Origin of the sequence: Brevibacterium sanguinis, from assembly GCF_039528855.1 — a bacterium.
Classification (GTDB): domain Bacteria; phylum Actinomycetota; class Actinomycetes; order Actinomycetales; family Brevibacteriaceae; genus Brevibacterium; species Brevibacterium sanguinis.
Genome location: NZ_BAAAMB010000005.1, coordinates 353,925 through 377,687, shown reverse-complemented (window position 1 = coordinate 377,687; position 23,763 = coordinate 353,925). Strand labels below are relative to the sequence as shown.

20 protein-coding genes are annotated in these 23,763 nt (G+C 69.7%); 17 read left to right on the top strand and 3 right to left on the bottom strand.

The genetic code is table 11. From position 1 onward, the window contains the following. Positions 1 to 25: 25 nt before the first annotated feature. From ABD154_RS06525 to ABD154_RS06515, 3 genes are read right to left on the bottom strand one after another with little or no spacing between them, the layout of a single operon-like run. Entirely contained in the window at positions 26 to 2,599 is a 2,574-nt protein-coding gene (locus tag ABD154_RS06525) for a transglutaminase TgpA family protein (protein ID WP_232623620.1), read from the bottom strand. Next, positions 2,596 to 3,744: a DUF58 domain-containing protein gene (locus ABD154_RS06520; RefSeq protein ID WP_344250669.1), complete on the bottom strand. Its 1,149-nt coding sequence runs from the start codon at positions 3,742 to 3,744 to the stop codon at positions 2,596 to 2,598. The genes ABD154_RS06525 and ABD154_RS06520 overlap by 4 nt, the downstream gene beginning before the upstream one ends. A gap of 4 nt (positions 3,745 to 3,748) precedes the next feature. Beyond that, the gene (locus ABD154_RS06515; RefSeq protein WP_198499010.1) at positions 3,749 to 4,738 is read right to left on the bottom strand and encodes an AAA family ATPase; all 990 of its coding nucleotides are present in this window, start codon (positions 4,736 to 4,738) and stop codon (positions 3,749 to 3,751) included. A gap of 397 nt (positions 4,739 to 5,135) precedes the next feature. Here ABD154_RS06515 and mraZ point away from each other — a divergent pair, with 397 nt between their 5' ends. The 17 genes from mraZ to ABD154_RS06430 all read left to right on the top strand — a co-directional run bounded on the left by mraZ (position 5,136) and on the right by ABD154_RS06430 (position 23,719). Further along, positions 5,136 to 5,567 carry a division/cell wall cluster transcriptional repressor MraZ gene (gene mraZ / locus ABD154_RS06510; RefSeq protein ID WP_040342214.1) on the top strand — a complete coding sequence of 144 codons (432 nt, stop codon included), beginning with the start codon at positions 5,136 to 5,138 and terminating at the stop codon, positions 5,565 to 5,567. Between the two features lie 205 nt (positions 5,568 to 5,772). Then, positions 5,773 to 6,735 (top strand): 16S rRNA (cytosine(1402)-N(4))-methyltransferase RsmH, encoded by a 963-nt coding sequence (gene rsmH / locus ABD154_RS06505; protein WP_198499009.1) that lies wholly within the window; start codon positions 5,773 to 5,775, stop codon positions 6,733 to 6,735. Next, entirely contained in the window at positions 6,732 to 7,274 is a 543-nt protein-coding gene (ftsL, locus tag ABD154_RS06500) for a cell division protein FtsL (protein WP_232623619.1), read from the top strand. Before rsmH ends, ftsL begins: the two co-directional genes overlap by 4 nt. A gap of 62 nt (positions 7,275 to 7,336) precedes the next feature. Continuing rightward, the gene (locus tag ABD154_RS06495) at positions 7,337 to 9,103 is read left to right on the top strand and encodes a peptidoglycan D,D-transpeptidase FtsI family protein (RefSeq protein WP_198499008.1); all 1,767 of its coding nucleotides are present in this window, start codon (positions 7,337 to 7,339) and stop codon (positions 9,101 to 9,103) included. After that, positions 9,100 to 10,641 carry a UDP-N-acetylmuramoyl-L-alanyl-D-glutamate--2,6-diaminopimelate ligase gene (locus ABD154_RS06490; protein WP_198499007.1) on the top strand — a complete coding sequence of 514 codons (1,542 nt, stop codon included), beginning with the start codon at positions 9,100 to 9,102 and terminating at the stop codon, positions 10,639 to 10,641. The genes ABD154_RS06495 and ABD154_RS06490 overlap by 4 nt, the downstream gene beginning before the upstream one ends. Position 10,642: 1 nt before the next feature. Further along, positions 10,643 to 12,109, top strand: a complete 1,467-nt coding sequence (locus tag ABD154_RS06485) for a UDP-N-acetylmuramoyl-tripeptide--D-alanyl-D-alanine ligase (RefSeq protein ID WP_198499006.1) — start codon at positions 10,643 to 10,645, stop codon at positions 12,107 to 12,109. Beyond that, complete coding sequence (mraY, locus tag ABD154_RS06480) at positions 12,106 to 13,197, top strand: phospho-N-acetylmuramoyl-pentapeptide-transferase (RefSeq protein WP_198499005.1); 1,092 nt, start codon at positions 12,106 to 12,108, stop codon at positions 13,195 to 13,197. The genes ABD154_RS06485 and mraY overlap by 4 nt, the downstream gene beginning before the upstream one ends. Further along, positions 13,187 to 14,722, top strand: coding sequence for a UDP-N-acetylmuramoyl-L-alanine--D-glutamate ligase (gene murD / locus ABD154_RS06475; protein ID WP_198499004.1), 1,536 nt, complete (start codon positions 13,187 to 13,189; stop codon positions 14,720 to 14,722). Before mraY ends, murD begins: the two co-directional genes overlap by 11 nt. A 1-nt stretch (position 14,723) precedes the next feature. Next, a complete protein-coding gene (gene ftsW / locus ABD154_RS06470; RefSeq protein ID WP_198499003.1) occupies positions 14,724 to 16,337 on the top strand; it encodes a putative lipid II flippase FtsW in 1,614 nt (537 codons plus the stop codon). A gap of 1 nt (position 16,338) precedes the next feature. Beyond that, positions 16,339 to 17,442 (top strand): UDP-N-acetylglucosamine--N-acetylmuramyl-(pentapeptide) pyrophosphoryl-undecaprenol N-acetylglucosamine transferase, encoded by a 1,104-nt coding sequence (locus ABD154_RS06465; RefSeq protein WP_198499002.1) that lies wholly within the window; start codon positions 16,339 to 16,341, stop codon positions 17,440 to 17,442. Between the two features lie 2 nt (positions 17,443 to 17,444). Continuing rightward, positions 17,445 to 18,845, top strand: coding sequence for a UDP-N-acetylmuramate--L-alanine ligase (murC, locus tag ABD154_RS06460; protein WP_198499001.1), 1,401 nt, complete (start codon positions 17,445 to 17,447; stop codon positions 18,843 to 18,845). A 5-nt stretch (positions 18,846 to 18,850) separates the two neighbouring features. Further along, on the top strand, positions 18,851 to 19,597 hold the full coding sequence (locus ABD154_RS06455; protein ID WP_198499000.1) for a cell division protein FtsQ/DivIB: 747 nt from the start codon (positions 18,851 to 18,853) through the stop codon (positions 19,595 to 19,597). Positions 19,598 to 19,762: 165 nt separating this feature from the next. Continuing rightward, entirely contained in the window at positions 19,763 to 20,953 is a 1,191-nt protein-coding gene (ftsZ, locus tag ABD154_RS06450) for a cell division protein FtsZ (RefSeq protein WP_198498999.1), read from the top strand. A 3-nt stretch (positions 20,954 to 20,956) separates the two neighbouring features. Further along, on the top strand, positions 20,957 to 21,688 hold the full coding sequence (gene pgeF, locus ABD154_RS06445) for a peptidoglycan editing factor PgeF (RefSeq protein WP_198498998.1): 732 nt from the start codon (positions 20,957 to 20,959) through the stop codon (positions 21,686 to 21,688). 116 nt (positions 21,689 to 21,804) lie between these two features. Next, on the top strand, positions 21,805 to 22,323 hold the full coding sequence (locus ABD154_RS06440) for a cell division protein SepF (protein WP_198498997.1): 519 nt from the start codon (positions 21,805 to 21,807) through the stop codon (positions 22,321 to 22,323). An 89-nt stretch (positions 22,324 to 22,412) separates the two neighbouring features. Next, positions 22,413 to 22,712, top strand: a complete 300-nt coding sequence (locus ABD154_RS06435) for a YggT family protein (RefSeq protein WP_137826374.1) — start codon at positions 22,413 to 22,415, stop codon at positions 22,710 to 22,712. A 203-nt stretch (positions 22,713 to 22,915) separates the two neighbouring features. Further along, complete coding sequence (locus ABD154_RS06430; protein WP_198498996.1) at positions 22,916 to 23,719, top strand: DivIVA domain-containing protein; 804 nt, start codon at positions 22,916 to 22,918, stop codon at positions 23,717 to 23,719. The last annotated feature ends 44 nt before the right edge of the window (positions 23,720 to 23,763 follow it).

Below are 23,763 nucleotides of genomic sequence, written 5' to 3'. Positions count from 1 at the left end.
TGGTCGGTCGACGCGCGGCGGGCGGTCACTTCGGGGGAGTGAAGATGCTCGCCGGCCAGATCTTCGCGGTGATCCGGCTGCCGGGCGTCGCATGCTCGGACAGATCCGTCTGCACCTCGTCGATGACGGCCTGCGCCTCGGCGGGGGAGAGGTCCGTGGCCTGCGCCCCGTAGCGCTGCGCCTCGAGGGCGTCGATGAACGCCGACAGCGCCGTGTCGTCGTGGCGGCGGATGCCGGAAGCTGACGGAACCGGGCTGCGCAGAGCGTCGAGGCCGAGCGCCGACGGGGGCCGTCCCGCAGCCGAGCCGCCGGGCGCGCCTGCGCTGTCCGAACCGGCCGCCGCCTGACTTGCAGGCACGCGCCCGTCCTCGGTGCGGCCGTGACCCGGACCAGACGGTCCCAGCGTCCCGGCACCGGCTCCGACATCGGCACCGGCGCCTGCAGCACCGGCGCTCGAGACCCCGGCAACCCCGGCCCGGTCAAACCCGGTGTCCCCAGCCCCACCGGAAGTCCCGGCACCCGTCTCGCCGCGGGCGGCGCGAGCACCCGCCTCGGCGACGGCAGGACCGCCGGCGAGGACGAGTTCGTTGTGGCGGAGGGTGCGGCTCGGATCGAGGCTCTGACCGTAATCGGTCGCCAGTGCCCTGATCTCCGTCCACACGTTCTCGAGGTCGACCGGAGAACCGGTGCGGCGACGGCGCTGGAGCACCCGCCACAGCGCGGGAATCGCGAGCAGCAGGAGGATGAGGACGGCGATGATGACGGCCCACATCACGGTGCCGAGATTCGAGTTCGCCGGCTCCGCCGCCGCATCCGTCGCCTCGGTGGTCTGTCCCTCCTCGGTCGCCGGGGCGGCCTCGGACGCGCTCTCCGTCGGCTCCGCGGTCGGGGTGGCGGATTCGGTGGTCTCCTCGTTCGCCTCATCGGCGCTGCCGTCGGCGACGGTCCACGCCGGGGGAGCCCCGGCCGGTCCGCCCGGAGTGGGCTCGAAGCGCACCCAGCCGACACCGTCGAAGTAGAGCTCGGGCCACGCGTGGGAATCCTGCATCGAGACCTGGTACTCGCCGCCGTTCTCCGTGCCGGAGGCGAAGCCGACGCCGATCCGGGCGGGAATGCCCAGGGTCCGGGCCATGATCGTCATCGCCGAGGAGAACTGCACGCAGTACCCGCGCTTGTCGACGAGGAAGTCGGAGATCGCGTCCCCGCTGGCCTCCTCCGGGGCGTCGAGCGAGTACTCGAACTCGCCGCTGCGGAAGTACGCCTGGAGCAGCACGGCCGCCTCCCACTGGTTGCTCGCCCCGGCGGTGACCTCGTCGGCGGTGTCGCGCACGCTCTGCGGCAGGGTCTCGGGCACTTCGAGCTCGGTCTCGAACTCCGCGGAGTTGACCGGGGTCGCCGACTGCATGACGCTGACATCGGGTTCGATCGACAGGTAGTCCATCGAGTAGTCGAGCCCGCCCGAGCGTTCCCCGTTGCCGACGATCGTCAGCGAGGACTCGTCGTAGATCCACCGGCGGTCGAGTCCCTCCGGCTGCTGCGGGGCGTAGGGCGTCGGCAGGTACTGCTGATCGTACTGGCCGATCGAGAAGTCGATGCGCTGCTCGGAGTAGCCCTGGTTGCGCGGCAGACCCTGCGGCCACGGCAGGCCCTCGGCGGCGATCGCGAACTGGTCGAGCCCGAACGGCGTCGGCGCCCAGGTCTGCCCGTCGAAGGAGTTGATCGACGTCAGGCGGATCGGCTCGGGGTTCTCCGCCGTCGTCGTGTACGTGAACAGCGTCGAATCGTCCCGGGCGCCGAGGTCGGCGCGCAGGTCGAGGAACGGATTCGTCACCGTGAGGTCGCCCTGGTTGTTCGACGCGCGGTTGGGCAGCGTCGGGACCTGCGGCAGGAGCATCGGCAGGGCGATCCCGAGGATGATCGCGACCGCGCCGGCGACGACGGCGGTCAGCCCACCCCGCCACTTCGCCTGCGGGAAGTAGGGGCTGAGCATGAGGAGGAGGAACGCGGCGAGGATCGCCGCGATGTGCCACCACCGCACCTGGGCGGGGGCGAAGAACACCGGGATCATCCACAGCACGAGGAGGAGGACGCCGCTGACCTTCGGGGCGCCGAGGTCGGAGACGAGTCCGTCGATGAGGATCGTGATGAGCGTGAACGCGATCGTCAGCATCGCCGTGAAGCCGGGCGTGCTCTCCGCCGGCGGGGTCGAGGCGTAGAGGTCGCTCACCCCGGCCGAGAGGAGGTCGATGACGGCGACGAACGACTCACCGGTCGGGATGATCCCTGCGAGCAGTGTGTCGGGCGCGCAGAGGACGAGGACGGCGATGACGCCGACGATGCACTGCGCGATGACCGCGGTGCCGGTGGCCTTGAGCCCCGGGATGCTGCGGAAGACCGCCCCGACGAGGACGATGAGGAAGACGGCGACGAGGACCGGCAGCAGCCAGTCGAAGTCGGAGAAGACCGCGGAGAGCCCGATGGCGGTGAGCACCATGGCGACGAACACCGACAGCGACTCGAGCCACGTCGAGGAGCGCTGCCGCTCCTCCTGCACAGCACCGGGCTGCCCGACGTCGGGCTGCATGACGTCGGCGCTCATCGCACGACCCGCTTCGAGTCGAAGGTCGTCCAGGATTCGGGCAGGTCTTCGCTCAAACCGAGCATCGTCATGTCATCGATCTCCGAGAGGCTGCGGACGGTGATGGGGATCCGGCGCGTGAACTGCGCGGCCATCGCCTGGGCGCGGGCGTCATCGGCGGCGCAGATGACGACGTGGTTGGGGTTGTCGTGGGAGGGCAGGTGGGCCGGTCCCGGTTCGACGAGCGCGGTGAGCAGGCGCAGGCGGTCGACGTCGCGCGGGCCCCGGAACCGGAGCTCATGGCCGGGGGTGATCATGCAGACCTCGTAGTCCGCGCGGAGGAAGGCGACACCGGCGGCGGCCGCCTCGGCGAGGAGGAACTCCTGCTCGAGGTCGTCCGGGGGCTCCTCGGCGCCGACGAGATCGACGACGATGAGCGCGTGGAGCGTCTCCTCCTCGGCTTCGTGGCGGACCATGAGCTCACCCGACTTCGCCGTCGTCGGCCAGTGGACGTGGCGCAGATCGTCGCCGGGCACGTACTCCCGGGTGTGGAAGTCGCGGGTCGTGTGGCCCGAGCGGATCTTGCCCTCGTCGAGGCGCGCCGGTCGGTTCGCGGTGTCCCCGGGGATCCGGGCGCCGAGGGAGGGCACGGCCACGGCGATCGGCTGCGCGCCGAGCACCTTCTTCTTCGCCGTGACGAGGCTGAAGGGACCGGCGACGGTGACGAGCACCGCCTCGATGCCGCTGAGGCCGCGACGGTTCGGGGTGAAGGAGGTGACGACGTTCTGCGAGCGGCCCCCGGCCAGCGGCGGCACCTCGCCGACGGTCGAGTCGCCGAAGCCGTCGGCGGCGACGAAGTCGATCGTCGACGCAGGCACCGCGAGGTGACCGGTGTTGCGGACGACGGCGTCGATCTCGACCTCCTTGCCCTCGGGCGCCAGCGGGTAGCGCTCGTCTCCGGGTTGGAGCCGGACCTCGGGCAGGGGAGTGTGCAGGGTCACCGAGATCCGGCGCGTGCCCCAGCCGATGAGGGCGGCGGAGAGGCCGACGAGCCCGATGAGGAGCAGTCCCGCCGGGAGAAGGCCGGGCAGAGCGAACCGGTAGGCGCCGACGATGAGCGCGGCTCCGGCGATGATGAAGATGATTCCCGAGGTCGAAAGCCGCATGCCGTCACTGATTCGTCGAGACGGGCACTCGCGCGAGCACGCGGGCGATGAGGTCGGCCGCGAGTTCCGAGTCGTCGCCGTCGCGCGGGATGATGCGGTGGGCGAGGATGAAGGGCGCGAGCGCCTGGATGTCGTCGGGCGTGACGAAGGTTCGACCCGACAGGGCGGCCCTGGCCTTCGCGGCGCGCAGCAGGTGGACGCCGCCGCGCGGCGAGGAGCCGAGCACGATCGCCTGGTCATTGCGCGTCGCCTGGAGGATCGCGACGATGTACTCGCGCAGCGCCGGGCTCGCCGAGACGTGGCGGACGATGTCGCGGGCCTGCTTGATCTGCTCGAGGCTCGTCACCGCCTGCGCCGCGGTGAGCGGATCGTGCTCGATCTGGTTGTCGAGCAGGTCGACCTCATCGGCCGTCGACGGGTAGCCGAGCGAGATGCGCGTCATGAAGCGGTCGCGCTGGGCCTCGGGCAGAGCGTACGTGCCCTCCATGTCGATGGGGTTCTGAGTGGCGACGACGATGAACGGCGAGGGCATCATGTGCGTCTCGCCGTCGATCGTCGCCTGGCCCTCGGCCATGCACTCTAGCATCGCCGACTGCGTCTTCGGGGACGCGCGGTTGATCTCGTCGGCGATGATGATGTTGGCGAACACGGGACCGCGGCGGAACTCGAAGTGCCGGGTCTCCTGATTGAAGAGGTTGACGCCGACGACATCGGTGGGCAGCAGGTCCGGAGTGAACTGGATGCGGCGCACCGAGCCGTCGACGACCTTGCCCATCGCCCGCGCGAGCAGGGTCTTGCCGACGCCCGGCACATCCTCGAGCAGCACGTGGCCGCCGGCGAGGAGGGCGATGAGGGAGAGGCCCACGGCCTCGTCCTTGCCCTCGAGCACTGAGTTCATCGCAGTGCGCGCCCGTGATGTCAGCTGCTGTACCCACTCGATGTGCTCGGCACCGATGACTGAATTGGTCTGTGTGGCTTCCTGGCTCGTCGACATGCGTCCATTGTCCCTTATTAGGGGCCCGGTCCGCACACGGGCGCCTCTCAGGATCTCCGGCCTCCCCACTTCCCTCCCCACCGCCCTCCACCACCTCCTCCACTTCGCCCCACCGGATTCCCCACATTCCTCCCCACGTCGCCCCACCTCGGCGACGATCCCCGGATTCTCGGGGCAGAGGTGCGCGCCGAGGCGGTCGTCCGAGTCCGAGATCGCCCAGTTCAGGACCCCCGGAGACGCGCGGACGGGAGATTTCTTCCACTTTCCTCCACGGGTCTGACCTGGGCTTTTATAGGGTTCACAGGCGAAAGTGGGGTCAGGTGCTGGAATGGGTGGAGGGAAGTGGAGTACTGTGGTTGCTATCGGAGCCGATTGGTTTCGAAAGGGGTGAGACGACATGTTCTTGGGCACTCATATGCAGAAGCTCGACGACAAGGGTCGCCTCATCCTGCCCGCGAAGTTCCGCGACGAGCTCTCGCCCGGACTCGTTCTCACACGTGGCCAGGAGAACTGCCTCACCCTGTTCCCCACCACGGAGTTCGAAGCCGAGCACGAGCGGATCCAGAACGCGCCGAAGACGAACAAGGAGGCACGCGACTACCAGCGCGTGTTCCTGTCAGCGGCCTTCGCAGACCAGCCGGACAAGCAGGGACGGATCACCGTTCCGCACATATTGCGGCAGTACGCATCACTCGACCGGGAAGTCGCGGTGATCGGCATGGGAAACCGAGTCGAGATCTGGGATGCCCCGACATGGGAGGAGTACCTCGTCGGCGCGCAGCAGGCCTTCGCCGAACGCGAGAACGAGGTGATCCCCGGAGTGATCTGATTCTGCTCGGGCTCGATCCTTGCCCGCCGTGCATGGGGTTTCGGGGCACTTCCCCGGTTCCGAAGCACACCAGTCCTGACACACTTCCCCGGTGCCAGGGCCACGGCGGACAAGGTTCCGGCTCCAGCAGGACGCCCGGCCGGCAGGCCGGTCGACGCAGCCAGCCGCCGACGCACACCGACGACCACGCACGAAGGGCCCGACCATGAACGCACAGCATGTGCCAGTGCTCCTGGCCCGCGTGGTCGAGCTCATCGGCGTCGGCGTCGCGGCGGCCCGGGCACAGGGCATCACCCCCGTCGTCGTCGACGGCACGCTCGGCATGGGCGGTCACGCCGAGGCGGTGCTCACGGCCTTCCCCGACGTCCACCTCGTCGGCCTCGACCGCGACCGGGACGCCATCGCGATCGCGAGTGCTCGCCTGCAGCCGTTCGCCGACCGCACCGACATCGTCCACGCCGTCGACGACGAGCTCCCGAGCGTCCTCGACGACCTCGGGATCGAGGCGATCAGCGCGATCCTCCTCGACCTCGGCGTCTCCTCCCTCCAGCTCGACGAGGACGAGCGCGGATTCTCCTACTCCCGTCCGGCGCCGCTGGACATGCGGATGGACCAGACCCAGGCACTGACCGCCGCCGAGGTGCTCGCGACCTACTCCGAAGCCGACCTCCGTCGCATCCTGAAGGACTACGGCGAGGAGAAGATGGCCGGGAAGATCGCGAAGATCATCGTCGCCGACCGCGCGGAGACGCCGTGGACGACCTCGGATCAGCTCGCGGCGATGCTCACCCGCGTCCTGCCCGACACGAAGAAGCGCTCCCACCCGGCCAAGCGGACGTTCCAGGCGCTGCGGATCGAGGTCAACGACGAACTCGGGGTGCTGCGCACCGCGCTGCCGGCAGCGCTCGAGGCCCTCCACCTCGGCGGCGTTGCCGTCATCGAGTCCTACCAGTCGCTCGAGGACACGATCGTCAAGAAGATCTTCCGCGCCGGCACCCACACCCAGGCCCCACCGGACCTGCCCGTCGTGCCCGAGCACATGCAGCCGTGGCTGCGGGAGATCGTGCGCGGCGCCGAAGTCGCCGATGAGGAAGAGGCGGAGAGCAATCCCCGCGCCAAGAGCGTGCGCCTGCGCGCCGTCGAGAAGATCAGGGAGGCACAGCCGTGAGTCACGCCCCAGCCGTCACCCGGCCACAGCACCGCACACCGGCGACGACGACGCCGGCCCCGCGCCTGCGGCTGCTGAAGTTCGAGCTGCCGAAGTCGAAGCTGCCCTTCTCGCTGCTGTGCCTGGGCATCCTCGTCACCGCTCTCGTCGCCGTCCTCCTGCTCAATATCTACATCTCCAACACCTCGTACCAGATCGATCAGCTGGGGGCGCAGAAGGAGCAGCTCGCCGAGGAGAAGGACCGCCTCGTCGAGGACAACTCCTACCGCGAGTCCCCGCAGAACATCGCGAAGGCCGCCGAGGAGCTCGGACTCGTCCGCGACACCTCCCCGGAGTTCCTCGACGCGAAGACCGGGAAGGTCATCGACGCCCCGCCGATCGACGAGAGCGGAGACAAGGAGCCGGCAGTTGTGCCCGGCCCGCGCGCCGATACCAGGGATGACCTCCGGCCCAATCTACGATCGGATGAGACGTTGCCCGTCGTCGGCGGCAGCCCGAGCAAGGACATCGCGCCTCCCGCGCAGGTCGCTCCCAAGTGAGCGGCACGTACGGCAGGCGACGGCAGTGACAGAGATTTGAGCCGATGAGGTAAGGACGAAGTATGGCCCCGCGGACACGCAAGGCGAAGAAGACTCCCAACCTCCGTCGCCGTGTCGCGGTCATCGCAGCCTTCTCGGCTCTCGTCCTCGTCATCACCGGCGTGCGCCTCATCTCGATCCAGGGCATGGATTCGATGAAGCTCGCCGAACAGGCACTCGCCAACCGCCTCGTCACCCGCACCCTGCCCGCCGACCGCGGTCAGATCGTCGCCTCCGACGGCACCGTGCTCGCCGACAGCGTCTCCCGCTACCAGGTCGTCGCCGATCAGCAGAACGTCGCCCAGTACAAGGTCGACGGCAAGCTCGTCGGCGCGTGGGGGGCCGCCGAGGCGCTCGCCGGCCCTCTCGACACCGACCCGGGTCTCCTCTATCCCGAACTCGTCGGGGACAAACGATGGAACCCGGTCGCCAAGGGCCTGACCTCGGAGACGTGGCGGGAGATCGACGACCTCGGCATCCTCGGCATCTCCGCCGAGGAGTACGCGGTGCGCTCGTACCCGTCCGGGGCGATCGCCGGCAACCTCGTCGGGTTCCTCAGCTCCGACGGCCAGGCGCAGGCGGGACTCGAGCTCTCCTTCGACGAGGAGCTCAGCGGCCGCGACGGCAAGCAGCAGTACGAGCGCGGCGCACGCGGGGAGATCATCCCGCTCGGCGACAACAACATCGAGAACGCCGTCGACGGCTCCGGCATCCGCACGACGATCAACCCCGCGGTGCAGTACTACGCCCAGCAGGCGATCGAGGAGCAGGTCAAGGCCCGCAAGGCCGAATCCGGCTCGATCGTCATCGAGGAGATCGGCACCGGCAGGATCATCACCGCCGCCGACGCCCCGACCGTCGACCCGAACAACCCCGGCAAGGTCGACGGGGATGATCGCGGTTCGCGGATCTTCACCGACGTCTTCGAGCCGGGGTCGACGGCGAAGATGGTCACCGCCGCTGCCCTCCTCGACCAGGGACTCGTCACTCCCGACCAGGAGTTCACGGTCCCCGACACGTGGAAGGCGCCCAACGACGAGGAGTTCCGCGACTCCTCCCCGCACCCCGATCAGAAGCTCACGTTCGCCGGCATCCTCGCCGAATCCTCGAACACGGGAACGATCCTCGCCGGTCAGGCGCTCACCGAGGCCCAGCGCTACGAGTACCTGAAGAAGTTCGGCTTCGGCTCGAAGTCCGCGGTCGGCTTCCCGGGCGAGACCGGCGGCATCCTCCACCCCTACGCGGACTGGGACGGACGGACGAAGTACACGGTGATGTTCGGACAGGGCATGGCCGCGAACGCCCTGCAGACCACCTCGGTGATCGCGACGATCGCCAACGGGGGAGTGAGCGTTCCCGCCCGCCTCGTCGACGGCACGATCTCGCCGTCGGGCAGGACCATCCCGGTGCCCGCCGGAGAGCCCACGCGGGTCGTCAGCGAGAAGGCCGCCGACCAGACCCTGGCGATGCTCGAGGGCGTCGTCGCCGAGGGCACCGGCAAGTCGGCGGCCGTGTCCGGCTACCGGGTCGCCGGCAAGACGGGCACCGCCCAGGCACCGGCCGCCGACGGCAGCGGCTACGACGGCTACACGGCCTCGTTCGTCGGCGTCATCCCCGCCGAGGACCCGAAGTTCGCGATCTCCGTGACTTTGCAGCGTCCCCGCGACGGCTACTACGGTGGTACCGCCGCCGCGCCCGTGTTCTCCGACGTCGCCGGCTTCGCGATGCGGCACTACAAGATCCCCCCATCCACGGAACAGCCCCAGCTCCCGCCACGAGAATGGAAATGATGCGCATCTCCCAGCTGCTCCCCGCAGCCCCCGGCACGATCCACGGCGACCCGGAACGCGAGGTCGCCGGGGTCTCCCACGACTCGCGCACCGTCGCCCCGGGCCAGCTCTACGCCGCCCTGCCCGGCGCGAACGTCCACGGCGCCCGGTTCGCCGCCGACCTCGTCGCCCGCGGGGTCACGGCGATCCTCACCGACCCCGCCGGCTGGGAGATCATCGGCACGGACGTGCCCGACGACCAGCTCGCCGAGGTGACCGGGCTCGTCGTCGATGACCCCCGGGGCGTGCTCGGCTACGTCTCCGCCGCGATCTACGGCACCTCGGTGACCCCGGAGCTCCTCGGCGTCACCGGGACGAACGGGAAGACGACGACGACGTACCTGCTCGCCGGTCTGCTCGAGGCGCTCGGCCGGCGCACCGGGGTCATCGGCACCGTCGCGACCCTCATCGCCGGCACCGCGGTGCCGAGCGTCCGCACGACCCCCGAGGCTCCCGAACTCCACGCCCTGTTCGCGAAGATGCGCGCCGCTGACGTCGACACGTGCGCGATGGAGGTCTCCTCGCACGCGCTCACCCAGCACCGCGTCGACGGCGCCCACTTCGCCGTCGCCGGCTTCACGAACCTCTCCCAGGACCACCTCGACTTCCACCATTCGATGGACGAGTACTTCGCGGCCAAGGCCCTGCTCTTCACCCGCGCCTTCTCCGACCGTGCCGTCATCGTCATCGAGGACGCCTGGGGGGAGCGGATGGCCGAGGCCGCGCAGATCCCCGTGCGCACGCTCGGCCGCGACGACCGCAGCGAACTGCGCATCGACCACGTGCCGGGGGAGTCCGACTTCACCCTCCGCCTCGGCGACGGGACGCAGATCCCCCTGCGCTCACCGCTGCCCGGTGACTTCAACGTGACGAACACCGCGTTGGCTGCGGCCATGCTCGTCGAAGCCGGTCTCGCCCCCGCCGACATCGCGGAGATCGGCCGGACCTTCACCGCCGCCGTGCCCGGGCGCATGGAGATCATCGACGTCAACCAGGCACCGGCGACCGGGCTGCCCCGGGCGATCGTCGACTACTCGCACACCCCCGATGCCATCGAGAAGGCCCTGGCCTCCCTCGACGCCGACAGCGATGAGCTCGTCCTCGTCTTCGGCGCCGGCGGCGACCGCGACCCCGGCAAGCGCTACGGCATGGGTGAGGCGGCGGCGCGCGGAGCCGATGTGATCGTTCTCACCGACGACAACCCGCGCACCGAGGATCCCGCCGCGATCCGAGCGGCCGTGCGGGAGGGAATCGATGCGGCTGTCGCGTCCGGCGACGCGCGTGTGAAGAAGGTCATCGAAATCGCCGATCGGGGCGAGGCCATCGACTCGGCGATTGCGACAGCAGACCCTGCAACGACCGTGCTCATCGCGGGCAAGGGGCATGAAACCGGCCAGACCATCGGCGCCGTCGTCACCGAATTCGACGACCGCACCCGGACACGCTCGGCGCTGACTGCGCGACTCGGCGGTCCGGAAACGGGTAAAGTTCACAGTTGATATGAAGCGACTGAGTGCAGCCGACATCGCAACCGCCGTCAACGGCGAGTTGTACGGCGTAGACCCCGAATCCCTGTTGAGTGCCGGAGTCGTCACCGACTCCCGCGAAGTCGGACCCGGCGACATCTACGTGGCCCGCCGCGGCGAGAACGTCGACGGCATCGAGTTCGCCGCCGCTGCCGTCGAGGCCGGCTCCGCACTGATCATCGGCGAATCCGTGCCCACCGTCGACGACCAGCCCCTGCCCACCGTCCTCGTCTCCGACGCCACCGAGGCGCTCGGGCGGCTCGCGAGTGCGAGCGTCGAGGCGCTGCGGGCCTCCGGTGAGCTCACCGTCATCGCGATCACCGGCTCCGTCGGGAAGACGACGGTCAAGGACCTCGCCGCCGATCTCCTCGCCGGTGAGGCCCCGACCGTGTGGCCCCCGAACTCGTACAACAATGAGGTCGGGGTTCCGCTCACGGCCCTGCGCGCCGATGAGGAGACCCGTTTCCTCGTCCTCGAGATGGGCGCCCGCTCGATCGGCAACCTCGCCTACCTCACGAGCCTCGTCCGTCCTGACATCGCCGTCGAGCTCGCCGTGGGCACCGCCCACTCCGGTGTGTTCGGGTCGATCGAGAACACGGCCCGGGCGAAGGCCGAACTCGTCGAATCCCTCATCGCCGGCGGGACGGCCGTGCTCAACGCCGATGACCCCCGGGTCGCGGCGATGCACGAGGTGCTCGCCGCTGACGTCGAGACGCTGTGGTTCTCCCAGCGCGAGTCGCTGCCCGACTGGGTCGGGACCGACGACGCCGTGGTGCGGGCGACGGGAGTCTCCACCGACGCCTCCGGCCACTCCTCGTTCCTCCTCCACCTGCCCGGTGAGGAACCGCAGGAGGTGCGCCTGGCCCTCGTCGGCGAACACCACGTCGGCAACGCCCTGGCCGCTGCGGCCGTCGCGTCCGCCTGCGGCGTCGGCGTGAAGTCGATCGTCACGACGCTCGCGACCTCCTCGGCAGCGAGCCGGTGGCGGATGGAGCTCATCGACTCGCCGACCGGCGTCACCGTGCTCAACGACGCCTACAACGCCAACCCCGAATCGATGCGCGCCTCGCTCAAGGCGCTCGCGGCGATGGGCCGCGGCGACGAGGAGTCCCGCCCCCGGCGGACCTTCGCCGTGCTCGGGGAGATGCTCGAACTCGGCGACGAGTCGATCAGCGCCCACGCCGACATCGGCGAACTCGTCGTCCGTCTCAACATCACCCGCACCATCGTCGTCGGCGAGGGCGCCAAGCCGATCTTCAACGCCGCGAACCTCGAGGGCTCGTGGGGCAACGAGGCGACGTGGGTGGCCACGGTCGCCGAGGCGAAGGACCTGCTCACCGCAGAGCTCGCCGCCGGCGACATCGTTCTGTTCAAGTCCTCACGTGATGCCGGCCTGCGGTATCTCGGGGACGACATCGCCGGCGTCTCGGGGGCCCAATGATCGCGGTGCTGCTCGCGGCCTGTGTCGCACTCGTCCTCGCGCTCGTCGGGACCCCGCTCTTCATCCGGGTCCTCGTCAAGCGCGGCTATGGTCAGTTCGTCCGTGACGACGGTCCGACGACGCACGCGACGAAGCGCGGAACCCCGACGATGGGCGGTGTCGTCATCATCGGCGCCGCGATCATCGCCTACCTGCTCGGCCACCTGGTCACCGGTTCGGTGCCCACCGCCTCGGGACTCCTCGTCCTGTGGCTGGCCGCCGGCCTCGGGATCGTCGGCTTCCTCGACGACTTCATCAAGATCAGGAAGCAGCGCTCCCTCGGTCTGCGCCCCGTGCCGAAGCTGCTCGGCCAGGCCTTCGTCGGCATCTCGTTCGCCGTCATGGCCCTCCAGTTCCCCAACTCGTTCGGGGAGACCCCGGCGTCGACGAAGATCTCCTTCATCCGGGACACGAACCTCGATCTCGCCTTCGCCGGCGGCGCCGTCGGCCTCGTCCTCTTCATCATCTGGGCGAACCTCATCGTCACCGCCGTGTCGAACGCCGTCAACCTCACCGACGGCCTCGACGGCCTCGCTGCCGGCGCCTCGGCCGTCGTCTTCGCCGCCTACGTCGTCATCGGCACGTGGCAGTCGACGCAGAACTGCAATCTCATGTCCGAGGCGACGAACGCGTGCTACTACATGCGCGACCCCCGCGACCTCGCCATGGTCGCCGGCGCCATGGCCGCGGCCTGCTTCGGCTTCCTGTGGTGGAACACCTCTCCCGCGAAGATCTTCATGGGCGACACCGGGTCGCTGGCGATCGGCGGCGCCATCGCCGGCCTGGCGATCATGTCCCGGACCCAGCTGCTCCTCGTCGTCCTCGGTGGCCTCTTCGTCATCATCACCCTCTCGGTGATCATCCAGGTCGCCTCGTTCAAGACCACCGGCAAGCGCGTCTTCCGCATGGCGCCCCTCCAGCACCACTTCGAGCTCAAGGGCTGGGCCGAGGTGACGATCGTCGTCCGGTTCTGGATCATCGCCGCGCTCTTCGTCATCGCCGGAGTCTGCCTCTTCTACGCCGAATGGGTGGCGCGCATTGGCGGATGACCTCGCAGCCGACTACCCGCTGGCCGACCGGATCCCCGCGGCCCTGAGCGGACCGACGTCGTCGCTGGCCGGGCTGCGGATCCTCGTCACCGGCTTCGGCGTCACCGGGTTCCCCGCCGCCGTCCACCTCGCCGAACGCGGCGCCGAGGTGGTGCTGGTCGACGGTGACGCGACGAAGGACATGGCGGAGAAGACCGCGATCCTCGAGGTCTTCGACGTCGACATCCGCCGCGGACCCGAGGCCGTGGCCGGACTGCCCGAGGGCACGTTCGACCTCGTCGTCACCTCACCCGGATGGACCCCGGACCAGCCGGTGCTCGCCGCGGCGATCGCCGCCGGCATCCCCATCATCGGGGAGGTCGAACTCGCGTGGCGGATCCGCGGGACGAACGACGCGGCGTGGCTGGCGATCACCGGCACGAACGGGAAGACCACGACGACGACGATGCTCGAATCGATGCTGCTCGCCGCGGGACTGCGCGCGAAGGCATGCGGCAACATCGGCGCCCCGCTGCTCGAAGCCGTCCTCGAACCCGGACTCGAGGTGCTCGCGATCGAGCTCTCGAGCTTCCAGCTCCACTGGGAGTTCTCGATGTCGGCGACCTCCGCGGTCGTCCTCAACCTCGCCCCCGACCACGTCGACTGGCACGGCAGCGTCGATGCCTACGCCCGCGACAAGGCGAAGATCTACGAGCACGTCCGCGATGCCTGCGTCTACAACGTCGCCGATGCGGCGACGAAGACGATGGTCGAGAACGCCGAGGTGGTCGCCGGGGCCCGGGCGATCGGCTTCACCACCGGGATCCCCGCTCCCGGCGAGCTCGGCGTCGTCGACGACCTCCTCGTCGACCGCGCGTTCATCCCGCAGCGCTACACGGCTGCCGCCGAGATCGCCTCGCTCGCCGACGTCGCCCGGGCCGCAGGCACCCCCGGACAGCGTCCCGCCGACCACCAGATCGCCAATGCGCTGGCCGCCGCCGCCCTCGCCCGCAGCATCGACGTGCCCGGCCAGGCGATCGCCGCGGGCCTTAAGAACCATGCCCTCGGCGCCCACCGCATGGTCACCGTGGCCGAGACCGACGGCGTCCGCTGGGTCGATGACTCGAAGGCGACGAACACCCACGCCGCCGCGGCGTCGCTGGCGAGCTTCGACCCCATCGTGTGGATCGCCGGCGGCCTGCCCAAGGGCGCGGACTTCACCGAGCTCTTCGCCGCCAACGCCGACCGGCTCAAGGCGCTCATCCTCATCGGCGTCGACGACGCGGCGTTCCGCGCGGCCGCCGCCGCAGGCGCCCCCGATCTCGACATCGTCCGCATCGACCCGCTGCCCGAGGACGCGGCGGCCGACCCCGCCGTGCGCGGCGCCGCCGTCATGGACGCCGCGGTCGCCGCCGCCGCGACGATCGCCGTCCCCGGTGACACCGTCCTGCTCGCCCCCGCCGCGGCGAGCATGGACCAGTTCCTCAACTACAGCACCCGAGGCGAGCTCTTCGCCCACGCCGTCGAGCAGCTGCCGGGACGCTGACATGGGACGGCAGAGCACGACGCGACGCCGGCCGAGCGCGGCTTCGGCTCCGGTCGACGCCCCGACCAGGACCGACCCGACGTCCGCGCCGACGACCTCCGCGGGCGGGACGGCGCCGAGCGGGACACCGCGTGCGAAATCGCCTGCCGCGAAGACACCTGCCGCGAAGAAGCCCACAGCCAAGAAGCCCGCCGCGAAGAAGTCTGCCGCGAAGAAGCCCCGAGCGGCGATGCCCTGGGCGAAGAAGTCGAGCGCGAAGAAGTCCAGCGCGAAGACGACCACCGGCGGGCAGGCACACGTGACGGGCGCACCCGTCTCCGGGACCGCCTCGGCGGCGGAGACGACATGGCGACGCGGGATCCCCGGCAAGCAGCTGCTGCGGGCCGTCGTCGCCGAATACCGGACGATCTCCGCGAACCCGCTCGCGACGTACTACCTCATCCTCATCTCCGTCGTGGCGCTGACCGGCCTCGGCCTCGTCATGGTGCTCTCGGCCTCCTCGATCACGTCGTACGACGGGGGAGAGGGCTCCTCGTTCGAGTACTTCAACAAGCAGGCGGGCTTCGCGGCCGTCGGCTTCGCCCTTCTCATCGCCGCGTCCTTCGTGCCGCTGAGCCTGTGGAAGAAGCTCGCGTGGCCGGCGATCGGGCTCGGGGTGCTCATGCAGGCCGCCGTGTTCATCCCGGGCTTCGGCAAGGAGACGAAGGGCAACGCGAACTGGATCCAGATCGGCTCCTTCCAGCTCCAGCCCTCCGAGTTCCTCAAGATCGCCCTGGCCGTGTGGCTCGGCTGCGTGCTCGCGAACAAGTTCGGGAAGATGACGACGTTCACGCACGCGATGATCCCCGTCGTGCCCGGCATCGCCGTGGCCATCGGCCTCGTCGTCGCCGGCAACGACCTCGGCACCGCGCTCGTCCTCATGGCCATCGCCCTGGCCTGCCTCTTCATCGGCGGCTTCCCGATGAAATACTTCCTCCTCCTCATCGGCGGCCTCGGGGCGGTCACCGCGTTCTACGTGCTCAGCTCCGAGAACCGGCTCAATCGCCTCGCCCTTGCGATCACCGGGCACGCCGACCAGGCGGCGATCGACACGACGGGTCAGGCATGGCAGTCCAACCACGGGCTCTTCTCCCTCGCCTCCGGCGGCTGGTTCGGCGTCGGCCTCGGGGCGAGCCGGGAGAAGTGGTCGTGGCTGCCCGAAGCGCACAACGACTTCATCTTCGCCATCATCGGCGAGGAGCTCGGCCTCGTCGGCACGATTCTCGTCCTCCTCGTCTTCACCGTCCTCGCCTTCGGCCTCATCCGCGTCATGCTGCGCGCTGAGAGCCTGTTCGCGAAGATCACCACGGCAGGCCTCTTCGCATGGCTCATCGGCCAGGCGGCCATCAACGTCGGCGTCGTCGCCGGACTCCTGCCCGTCATCGGGCTGCCCCTGCCGTTCGTGTCCTACGGCGGATCCTCGATCATCGCCTCCCTGCTCGCCGTCGGAGTCATCCTCTCCTTCGCGCGCACGGAGAAGGGTGCCGCCGAGGCGATCCGCGCCCACAAGGACCGCGTGCGGTCCTCATTCGCCGTCCTGGCCAGGAGAGCTCCCGGCCGGAAGAAGAAGGAGTGAGATGACGACGAGCATCCTGCTGGCCGGTGGCGGCACCACCGGCCACATCTCGCCGATGCTGGCCATCGGCGAGGAACTGCGGCAGCGCCTCGACGGCGCCGACGTGTTCGCCCTCGGCACCGCCGACGGACTCGAGACCTCGATCGTGCCCGCCGCCGGGTTCGAGCTGCTGACGATCGACAAGGTGCCGATGCCGCGGCGGCTCACCCCCGGTCTCCTGCGCTTCCCGAAGTCGTTCGCCGACAACATCGCCGCCGTGCGCCGGATCATCGCCGAGCGCGGTGTCGACGCCGTCGTCGGCGTCGGCGGCTACGTGTGCCCGCCGGCCTACCTCGCCGCGAAGCAGGCGAAGGTGCCCATCATCATCCACGAGGCGAACGCGAAGCCGGGAATGGCGAACCGCCTCGGCGCGATGCTGACGAAGCCCGGACGGGTCGGGGTGACGTTCCCCGACACGACGCTGAGGAACTCGGCACTCGTCGGGATGCCGATGCCCGCGCAGATCTCCACCCTCGATCGCAGCGACCCCGGCGTCCGCGCCGCCGCCCGGTCGGCGCTCGGCCTGCGGCCCGACCTGCCCGTCCTCGTCGTCACCGGCGGCTCCTCGGGGGCCCAGCGGATCAACGAGGCATTCGAGGAGGCGGCCGCGGCATGCCAGGCCGCCGGCATCCAGGTCCTCCACATCACCGGCGCCGGCAAGGGCGAGGCCCTGCGGCAGGCCACGGCCGAGCTGCCCGACTACCACGTCGTCGACTACGTCGACGGCATGGAGAAGGTCTACGCGGCCGCCGACCTCCTCGTCGCCCGGTCCGGGGCCGCCACGGTCGCCGAGACGACCGTCGTCGGGGTCCCGGCGATCTACGTCCCGCTGCCGATCGGCAACGGCGAACAGCGGCTCAACGCCGCCTCGAGCGCGGCCGCCGGCGGTTCGCAGATCGTCGACAACGCCGACTTCACGGCGGCGACGGTCACCGACGTCGTCCTTCCGCTCATCGCCGATGAGGCGCGCCTTACGCAGATGAGCCGCGCCGCCAGAGGCCTCCATTACCCCACCGACGCCGCGGCCACGATGGCCGACATCACGACCGCCGCCCTGAGAGGATGACCATGAGCCAGACCGAGATCGTCCCCGTCACCGAACTGGGAGCCGTCCACTTCATCGGCATCGGCGGGTCGGGCATGTCCGGGATCGCCCGGATCATGGCGATGAACGGCGTCGCGGTCTCCGGCTCCGACGCCAAGGAGTCCGCCGTCGTCGACATCCTCCGCGCCCTCGGCGCCCGCGTCGACATCGGCCACGATGCCGACCATCTCGGCGATGCCGACACCCTCGTCGTGTCCTCGGCGATCCGGGCCGACAACCCCGAACTCGTCGCCGCCCGCCAGCGGGGCCTGCGGATCCTCCACCGCTCCGGGGCACTGGCCTCCCTCATGGCCGGGCGGACCGCCGTGGCCGTGGCCGGCACCCACGGGAAGACGACGACGACGTCGATGACGACCGTTGCGCTCCAGGCCTGCGGGCTCGACCCCTCGTTCGTCATCGGCGGGGTGCTCTCGACGACGGGCACGAACGCCCACCTCGGCACCGGTGACGTCTTCGTCGCCGAGGCGGACGAATCGGACGGCTCGTTCCTCCTCTACGAACCGGCGATCGGGATCCTCACCAACGTCGAAGCCGACCACCTCGACCACTACGGCACCGCGGAGAACGTCCGGCAGGCCTTCGTCGACTTCACCGCCGGCATCGGCGCCCGCGGCGGCACCGTCATCGCCTGCGCCGACGACCCCGGCTCCCGGGACGTCGCCGAGGAGGCCCGCCGGCAGGGCACCGCCGTCGTCCTCTACGGCACCGCGGACGACGCCGACATCCGCATCGTCGACCTCGTCTCGGGCCTCGGCTCGGAGTTCGGGCTCGTCATCGCCGGTCGGGGGACTCCGCTGCCGATCACCCTGCGCCAGCCCGGCGCCCACAACGCCCGCAACGCGACCGCCGCGGTCGCCGTCGCCCACGCGCTCGGCGCCGACGTCGAGAAGGCCGCCGCCGGACTCGCCGGCTACGGCGGCACCCGCCGCCGCTTCGAGGAGCGGGGGATCGCGGCCGGCGTCCGGGTCATCGACGACTACGCCCACCACCCGACCGAGCTGCGCGCGGTGCTCACCGCCGCCCGCGGGGTCGTCACCGACGAGGGACGCGTGTGGGCGGTGTTTCAGCCCCATCTCTACTCGCGCACCGCGGAGTTCAAGGCCGAGTTCGGGGAGGCCCTCGGACTCGCCGACGAGGTCGTCGTCCTCGACGTCTTCCCGGCCCGGGAGGACCCGGTGCCCGGGGTGACCGGCAACCTCATCGCCGAACGCGTCCCCCACTCGCATGTCACGTTCCTCGAATCCTTCGCCGACGCCGTGCCCTTCGTCGCCGAGCGGGTGCGCCCCGGCGACCTCGTGCTCACCGTCGGCGCCGGCGATGTGACGATCCTCGGCCCCGAGATCCTCGCCGCCCTGGAGAAGTGAGACCCGTGCCGCTCGCACCCCCACGAGTCGGCGACGACTCGACGGCCGACCTCACCGGGATCATCCGCGCCCGCCGCCGGAAGGTGTGGGCCAAACGGCTGACCGCGATCGGCATCGTCGTCGCGGTGCTCGCGCTGGCGGCCGTGGCCTGGTTCTCGCCCGTCCTCGCGTTGTCGACCGTTGAGGTCGAGGACACCGAGCTCGTCACCGGTGCGCAGGTTTCGGACTTCGTCCTGACCGAACACGGCGGCACGCCGCTGCCGCAGCTGCGCCCGGGCACGATCGAGACCGAGGTCGAGACGCAGTTCCCCCGCGCCGAGGACGCCTCCGTCCACTACGCGGGACCGCGGAGCCTGCGGATCACGATCACCGACCGGACCCCGGTCGTCGCGATCTCCTCGGCCGGCGGCTTCGTCCTCTACGACGCCGAGGCGGTCGACCTCGGGTCCGTCGACACGGCCCCTGAGGGTCTCACCGTCCTCGAAGCCGATGCCCCCGACGAGGAGACCGTGAGCGCGGTCATTCGCTTCATGTCGACCCTCGGCGCTGACCTGCGCGGTAGCCTGACGACGGTGCGGGCCGACAGGGAGCAGGGGCTGTCCGGGACGATCGACACCGGAGACACCGAGGCCTCCGTCGTCTTCGGCGACAGCGAGGACGCGAGCCTGAAGATGCGCACCGCGCTCCAGCTCGCCGCCGAGGGCCGCACCGAGATCGACGTCTCCGTGCCCTCGGTGCCCGTCACCGACTGACCCGATTGGCTCCGACACACCGGGGAGGAAACTGGCCGAACTCCGACACTCCGGGGAGAATGGTTGCAGTGTCATCGCCTTGGGCCACTAGCCTGAAGGATGAGAGACGTCGAACAATGCACGCTTGAGACCGCGTGGACGATGCGCGTGAGAAGAGGAACCGACTTGGCTGAATTCCCACAATCCGGAGCGGATATCAAAGTCGCCGGCACAGGCGGCGGCGGTGTCAACGCTGTCCAGAGGATGATCGACGTCGGCCTGCGGGGCGTGGAATTCATCGCGATCAACACCGATGCGCAGGCCCTCGTCCTCTCCGATGCCGACGTCAAGCTCGAGATCGGCCGCGACCAGACCCGCGGGCTCGGCGCCGGCGCGGACCCGGAGATCGGCCGCAAGGCCGCCGAATCGAGTGAGGACGCGATCCGCGACGCCCTCGAGGGCGCGGACATGGTCTTCGTCACCGCCGGTGAGGGCGGCGGCACCGGAACCGGTGCGGCACCCGTCGTCGCCCGGGTCGCCCGCTCGCTCGGCGCCCTGACGATCGGCGTCGTCACCCGCCCCTTCACGTTCGAGGGCCGCCGCCGCTCGGCACAGGCCGAAGCCGGCATCGCCGCGCTGCGCGAAGAGGTCGACACCCTCATCGTCATCCCCAACGACCGCCTGCTCTCGATCTCCGACCGCAGCGTCTCCGTCGTCGAGGCCTTCCGCTCCGCCGACGAGGTCCTGCGCTCCGGTGTCCAGGGCATCACGGACCTCATCTCCGTGCCGGGACTCATCAACCTCGACTTCGCCGACGTCAAGTCCGTCATGCAGGACGCGGGCACCGCGCTCATGGGCATCGGCGCCGCGACCGGCGACGACCGCGCCGTGCAGGCCGCGGAGTCCGCGATCGCCTCGCCGCTGCTCGAAGCGAGCATCGACGGCGCCCACGGTGTGCTCTTCTGCATCCAGGGCGGCGCCGACCTCGGCCTCTTCGAGGTCAACGAGGCTGCGCGCCTCGTCCAGGAGGCCGCCCATCCCGAGGCGAACATCATCTTCGGCGCCGTCATCGACGACAACATCGGCGACGAGTGCCGTGTCACCGTCATCGCCGCCGGCTTCGACAACACCGTGCCCGGCCAGGACGGCAACGTCGTCGAGGCCGTGCCCGCCGGGGTCGGTGCCGTCTCCGGCGGTGCCGCGTCGTCCTCGCCGGTCATCGAATCGGAATCCGAGAGCGTCGAGGTCACCGAGCCCGAGCCCGCCGCCGCTCCCGAGCCGCGTCGTGAGGAGCACCAGATCCCCACGTCGCTGCCGAACGAGCGGAGCACCTCGAGCCTCGACAACGACCTCGACATCCCCGACTTCCTCAAGTAAGCCATGCTGCACTCGAGGTTCGTCGTGCCCGGTCGGCAGACGGCTCACGTCGCCTTCACCGACCGGCACGGCGGATATTCGAGCGGGGACTTCTCCTCCTTCAACCTCGCCCGGCACGTCGGTGACGGCGAGGAGCTCGTCGCCGCCAACCGGTCGGCGCTCGCCCAGGTGCTCGGCCTCAGCGCCGAGCGCCTGAGCTTCGTCTCCCAGGTCCACGGCACCGCCGTCCACGAGGTCGCCGAACTCGCCGACGCCCGCGCCGGCGCCGAGGCGGACGCCCAGGTCACCGCCCAGCCGGGAATCGGGCTCGTCATCATGGTCGCCGACTGCACACCTGTGCTCCTCGCCGACACCGACGCAGGGGTCATCGGTGCCGTCCACGCCGGGCGCCCCGGCATGGCCGCCGGCGTCGTCCCGGAGACGCTCGCGCGGATGCGCGCCCTCGGGGCCGAGACCATCCATGCGATCATCGGGCCCTCGGTCTGCCCGCGCTGTTACGAGGTCCCCGCCGAGCTGCGCGACGCGGTGGCCGCCGTCGAACCCGTGGCCGCCTCGGTGTCGGTGTCGGGGACTCCCGCCCTCGACGTCGCCGGCGCGGTCGCCGAGCAGCTGCGCCGGGAGGGAGCGGTCATCGACCACTTCTCCCGGACGTGCACGAAGGAATCCGAGGACCTCTACTCCTACCGCCGCCAGCAGCGCACCGGTCGGTTCGCGGGAGTCATCTGGCTCCAGTGAGCCGGAAGTCGGGGAGATTTCCCGGCGACACACCGGCGGGGCACCGGGACGCGTGCCCTCCGGTGCGATAGTTTTGCCGCAGATGTGGAACCGCTGAAGGCCGAGGAGCGTTGAGAATGTCAGCAATCAAGAAAACACTCGAGTACCTGGGATTCGTCGAAGAGGACGACGAGACCGTCGAGCGCCAGACCCGGGACGACCGTCGTGAGGAGCGCCGCGGACGCGAGGTCATCGAGACCTTCGAACAGCCCGAGCAGGAGCCCGTCGCCCGGGAGGAGCGGCCGCCGGCACAGGTGACCCCCATTCACCCGACTCCGATTCGTCCAGTCGACACTCCGGCGCCAGGGAGCTCCATGAATCGCATCAAGACCATCCATCCCCGCAGCTACAACGACGCCATGGTCATCGGCGCCGCGTTCCGCGACGGCACGCCCGTGATCATGAACCTCTCCGAGATGGACGAGAACAACTCGAAGCGCCTCGTCGACTTCTCCGCGGGTCTGATCTTCGGACTCCACGGATCGATCGAGCGCGTGACGAACAAGGTGTTCCTCCTCACGCCGGAGAACATCGAAGTCAGCGGTGAGAGCGAAGCCGACGGAGACTCGCAGGCGAGCTTCTTCAACCAGAGCTGACGGATCCGGTCTGAGCGGTTCCTCAGCTGGAGCGTATAGGCTGGGGCCTGCAGTCAGATCAGCAACGACGAAAGACGCGAGGATCCCACGTGGCCATCATCTTCTACATCCTCGGCACGGCGCTCAGCCTCTATGTGTACGTGCTCCTGGCTCGGGTCGTGCTCGACCTCGTCCAGGTGTTCTCCCGCGAGTGGAGGCCCAAGGGCTTCTTCCTCGTGCTCGCCGAGATCGTCTACACGCTCACCGATCCGCCGCTCAAGCTCCTGCGGAAGGTCATTCCGCCGCTGCGCCTGGGCCAGATCTCGCTCGATCTCGGTTTCATCGTCCTCCTCATCGGCATCCAGATCCTCGCCTCGGTCCTCTTCAGCCTCTCGCAGAGCTCCGTCTGAGACTCCCGGGGCCGGCCGTCACGGTCAGCCGCTCCGTCGGTCAGCGACGTGATCTGCGAGGACGCCTCGCGGAATTTCCGCTTCGACCCGGCGTGGCGGAGCATTTCTGCACGACAAATGCTCTGGTGTTACGCTATTGTGACGTTGAAGCCGTCCCGTGCGGACGGCAGTGAAATGAATGCAGATCGACCAAAGGTGACCTCATGGCGCTCACGCCTGAAGACGTAGTAAACAAGCGGTTCCAGCATGTGAAGTTCCGCGACGGATACGACCAGGATGAGGTCGATGACTTCCTCGACGAGGTCGTCGTCGAACTTCGACGCCTCTACCAGGAGAACGACGAACTGCGTCAGAAGCTCTCCGCTGCCGAACAGCGGGTCAAGGAGCTCGAATCCGGTGGCGCCGCGAAGGCCGCCCCCGCCCAGGACATCGACGCCACCCAGGCGATGCCCGCCGCCGTGCCGGCGCCGGACACCTCGAAGGACGCTCCTGCACCGAAGGCCGAGCAGGCCCCCGCTGCCCCGTCCGCCCCTGCCGCCGAGGAGCCCAAGGCTCCCGTCGTCAAGGAAGCGGCTCCCGCTCCGAAGCAGAACGACTCGGCTCCCGCCGTCTCGGCTGCCGTTCCCGCTGCCGGAGCCGGCGCTGCCGCGGCTTCGGCCGGCGAGAACGACTCGCACGGACTCATCGCGCTGGCCCAGCGCGTCCACGACGAGCACGTCGCCGAAGGCGAGCGCAAGCGCGCCGAGCTCATCAAGGGTGCCGAGAAGGAAGCTCAGGACATCGTCGGCAAGGCCGAGGCCAAGCGCGACGAGACCCTGTCGAGCCTCGAGACGCAGAAGTCGCAGCTCGAGCGCTCGATCGACCAGCTCTCGAACTTCGAGCGCCAGTACCGCACGCGCCTGAAGAGCTACCTCAACGATCAGCTCCGCGACCTCGAGAACTCGACGAGCCTCGCCCCCGAGACCCTCGACGGCAACTCGTTCGGATCCTCGAGCAACAAGCTCTGATCTGACGCGCCGCGTCCCACGGGGCCGGAGGACTCATTCGAGTC

What these genes read in the sequence shown, in the direction of transcription:
- ABD154_RS06525 (WP_232623620.1), bottom strand. Translation starts at nt 2,599, where the DNA reads ATGAGCGCCGACGTCATGCAGCCCGACGTCGGGCAGCCCGGTGCTGTG.
- ABD154_RS06520 (WP_344250669.1), bottom strand. Translation starts at nt 3,744, where the DNA reads ATGCGGCTTTCGACCTCGGGAATCATCTTCATCATCGCCGGAGCCGCG.
- ABD154_RS06515 (WP_198499010.1), bottom strand. Translation starts at nt 4,738, where the DNA reads ATGTCGACGAGCCAGGAAGCCACACAGACCAATTCAGTCATCGGTGCC.
- mraZ (WP_040342214.1), top strand. Translation starts at nt 5,136, where the DNA reads ATGTTCTTGGGCACTCATATGCAGAAGCTCGACGACAAGGGTCGCCTC.
- rsmH (WP_198499009.1), top strand. Translation starts at nt 5,773, where the DNA reads ATGAACGCACAGCATGTGCCAGTGCTCCTGGCCCGCGTGGTCGAGCTC.
- ABD154_RS06495 (WP_198499008.1), top strand. Translation starts at nt 7,337, where the DNA reads ATGGCCCCGCGGACACGCAAGGCGAAGAAGACTCCCAACCTCCGTCGC.
- ABD154_RS06490 (WP_198499007.1), top strand. Translation starts at nt 9,100, where the DNA reads ATGATGCGCATCTCCCAGCTGCTCCCCGCAGCCCCCGGCACGATCCAC.
- ABD154_RS06485 (WP_198499006.1), top strand. Translation starts at nt 10,643, where the DNA reads ATGAAGCGACTGAGTGCAGCCGACATCGCAACCGCCGTCAACGGCGAG.
- mraY (WP_198499005.1), top strand. Translation starts at nt 12,106, where the DNA reads ATGATCGCGGTGCTGCTCGCGGCCTGTGTCGCACTCGTCCTCGCGCTC.
- ftsW (WP_198499003.1), top strand. Translation starts at nt 14,724, where the DNA reads ATGGGACGGCAGAGCACGACGCGACGCCGGCCGAGCGCGGCTTCGGCT.
- ABD154_RS06465 (WP_198499002.1), top strand. Translation starts at nt 16,339, where the DNA reads ATGACGACGAGCATCCTGCTGGCCGGTGGCGGCACCACCGGCCACATC.
- murC (WP_198499001.1), top strand. Translation starts at nt 17,445, where the DNA reads ATGAGCCAGACCGAGATCGTCCCCGTCACCGAACTGGGAGCCGTCCAC.
- pgeF (WP_198498998.1), top strand. Translation starts at nt 20,957, where the DNA reads ATGCTGCACTCGAGGTTCGTCGTGCCCGGTCGGCAGACGGCTCACGTC.
- ABD154_RS06440 (WP_198498997.1), top strand. Translation starts at nt 21,805, where the DNA reads ATGTCAGCAATCAAGAAAACACTCGAGTACCTGGGATTCGTCGAAGAG.
- ABD154_RS06430 (WP_198498996.1), top strand. Translation starts at nt 22,916, where the DNA reads ATGGCGCTCACGCCTGAAGACGTAGTAAACAAGCGGTTCCAGCATGTG.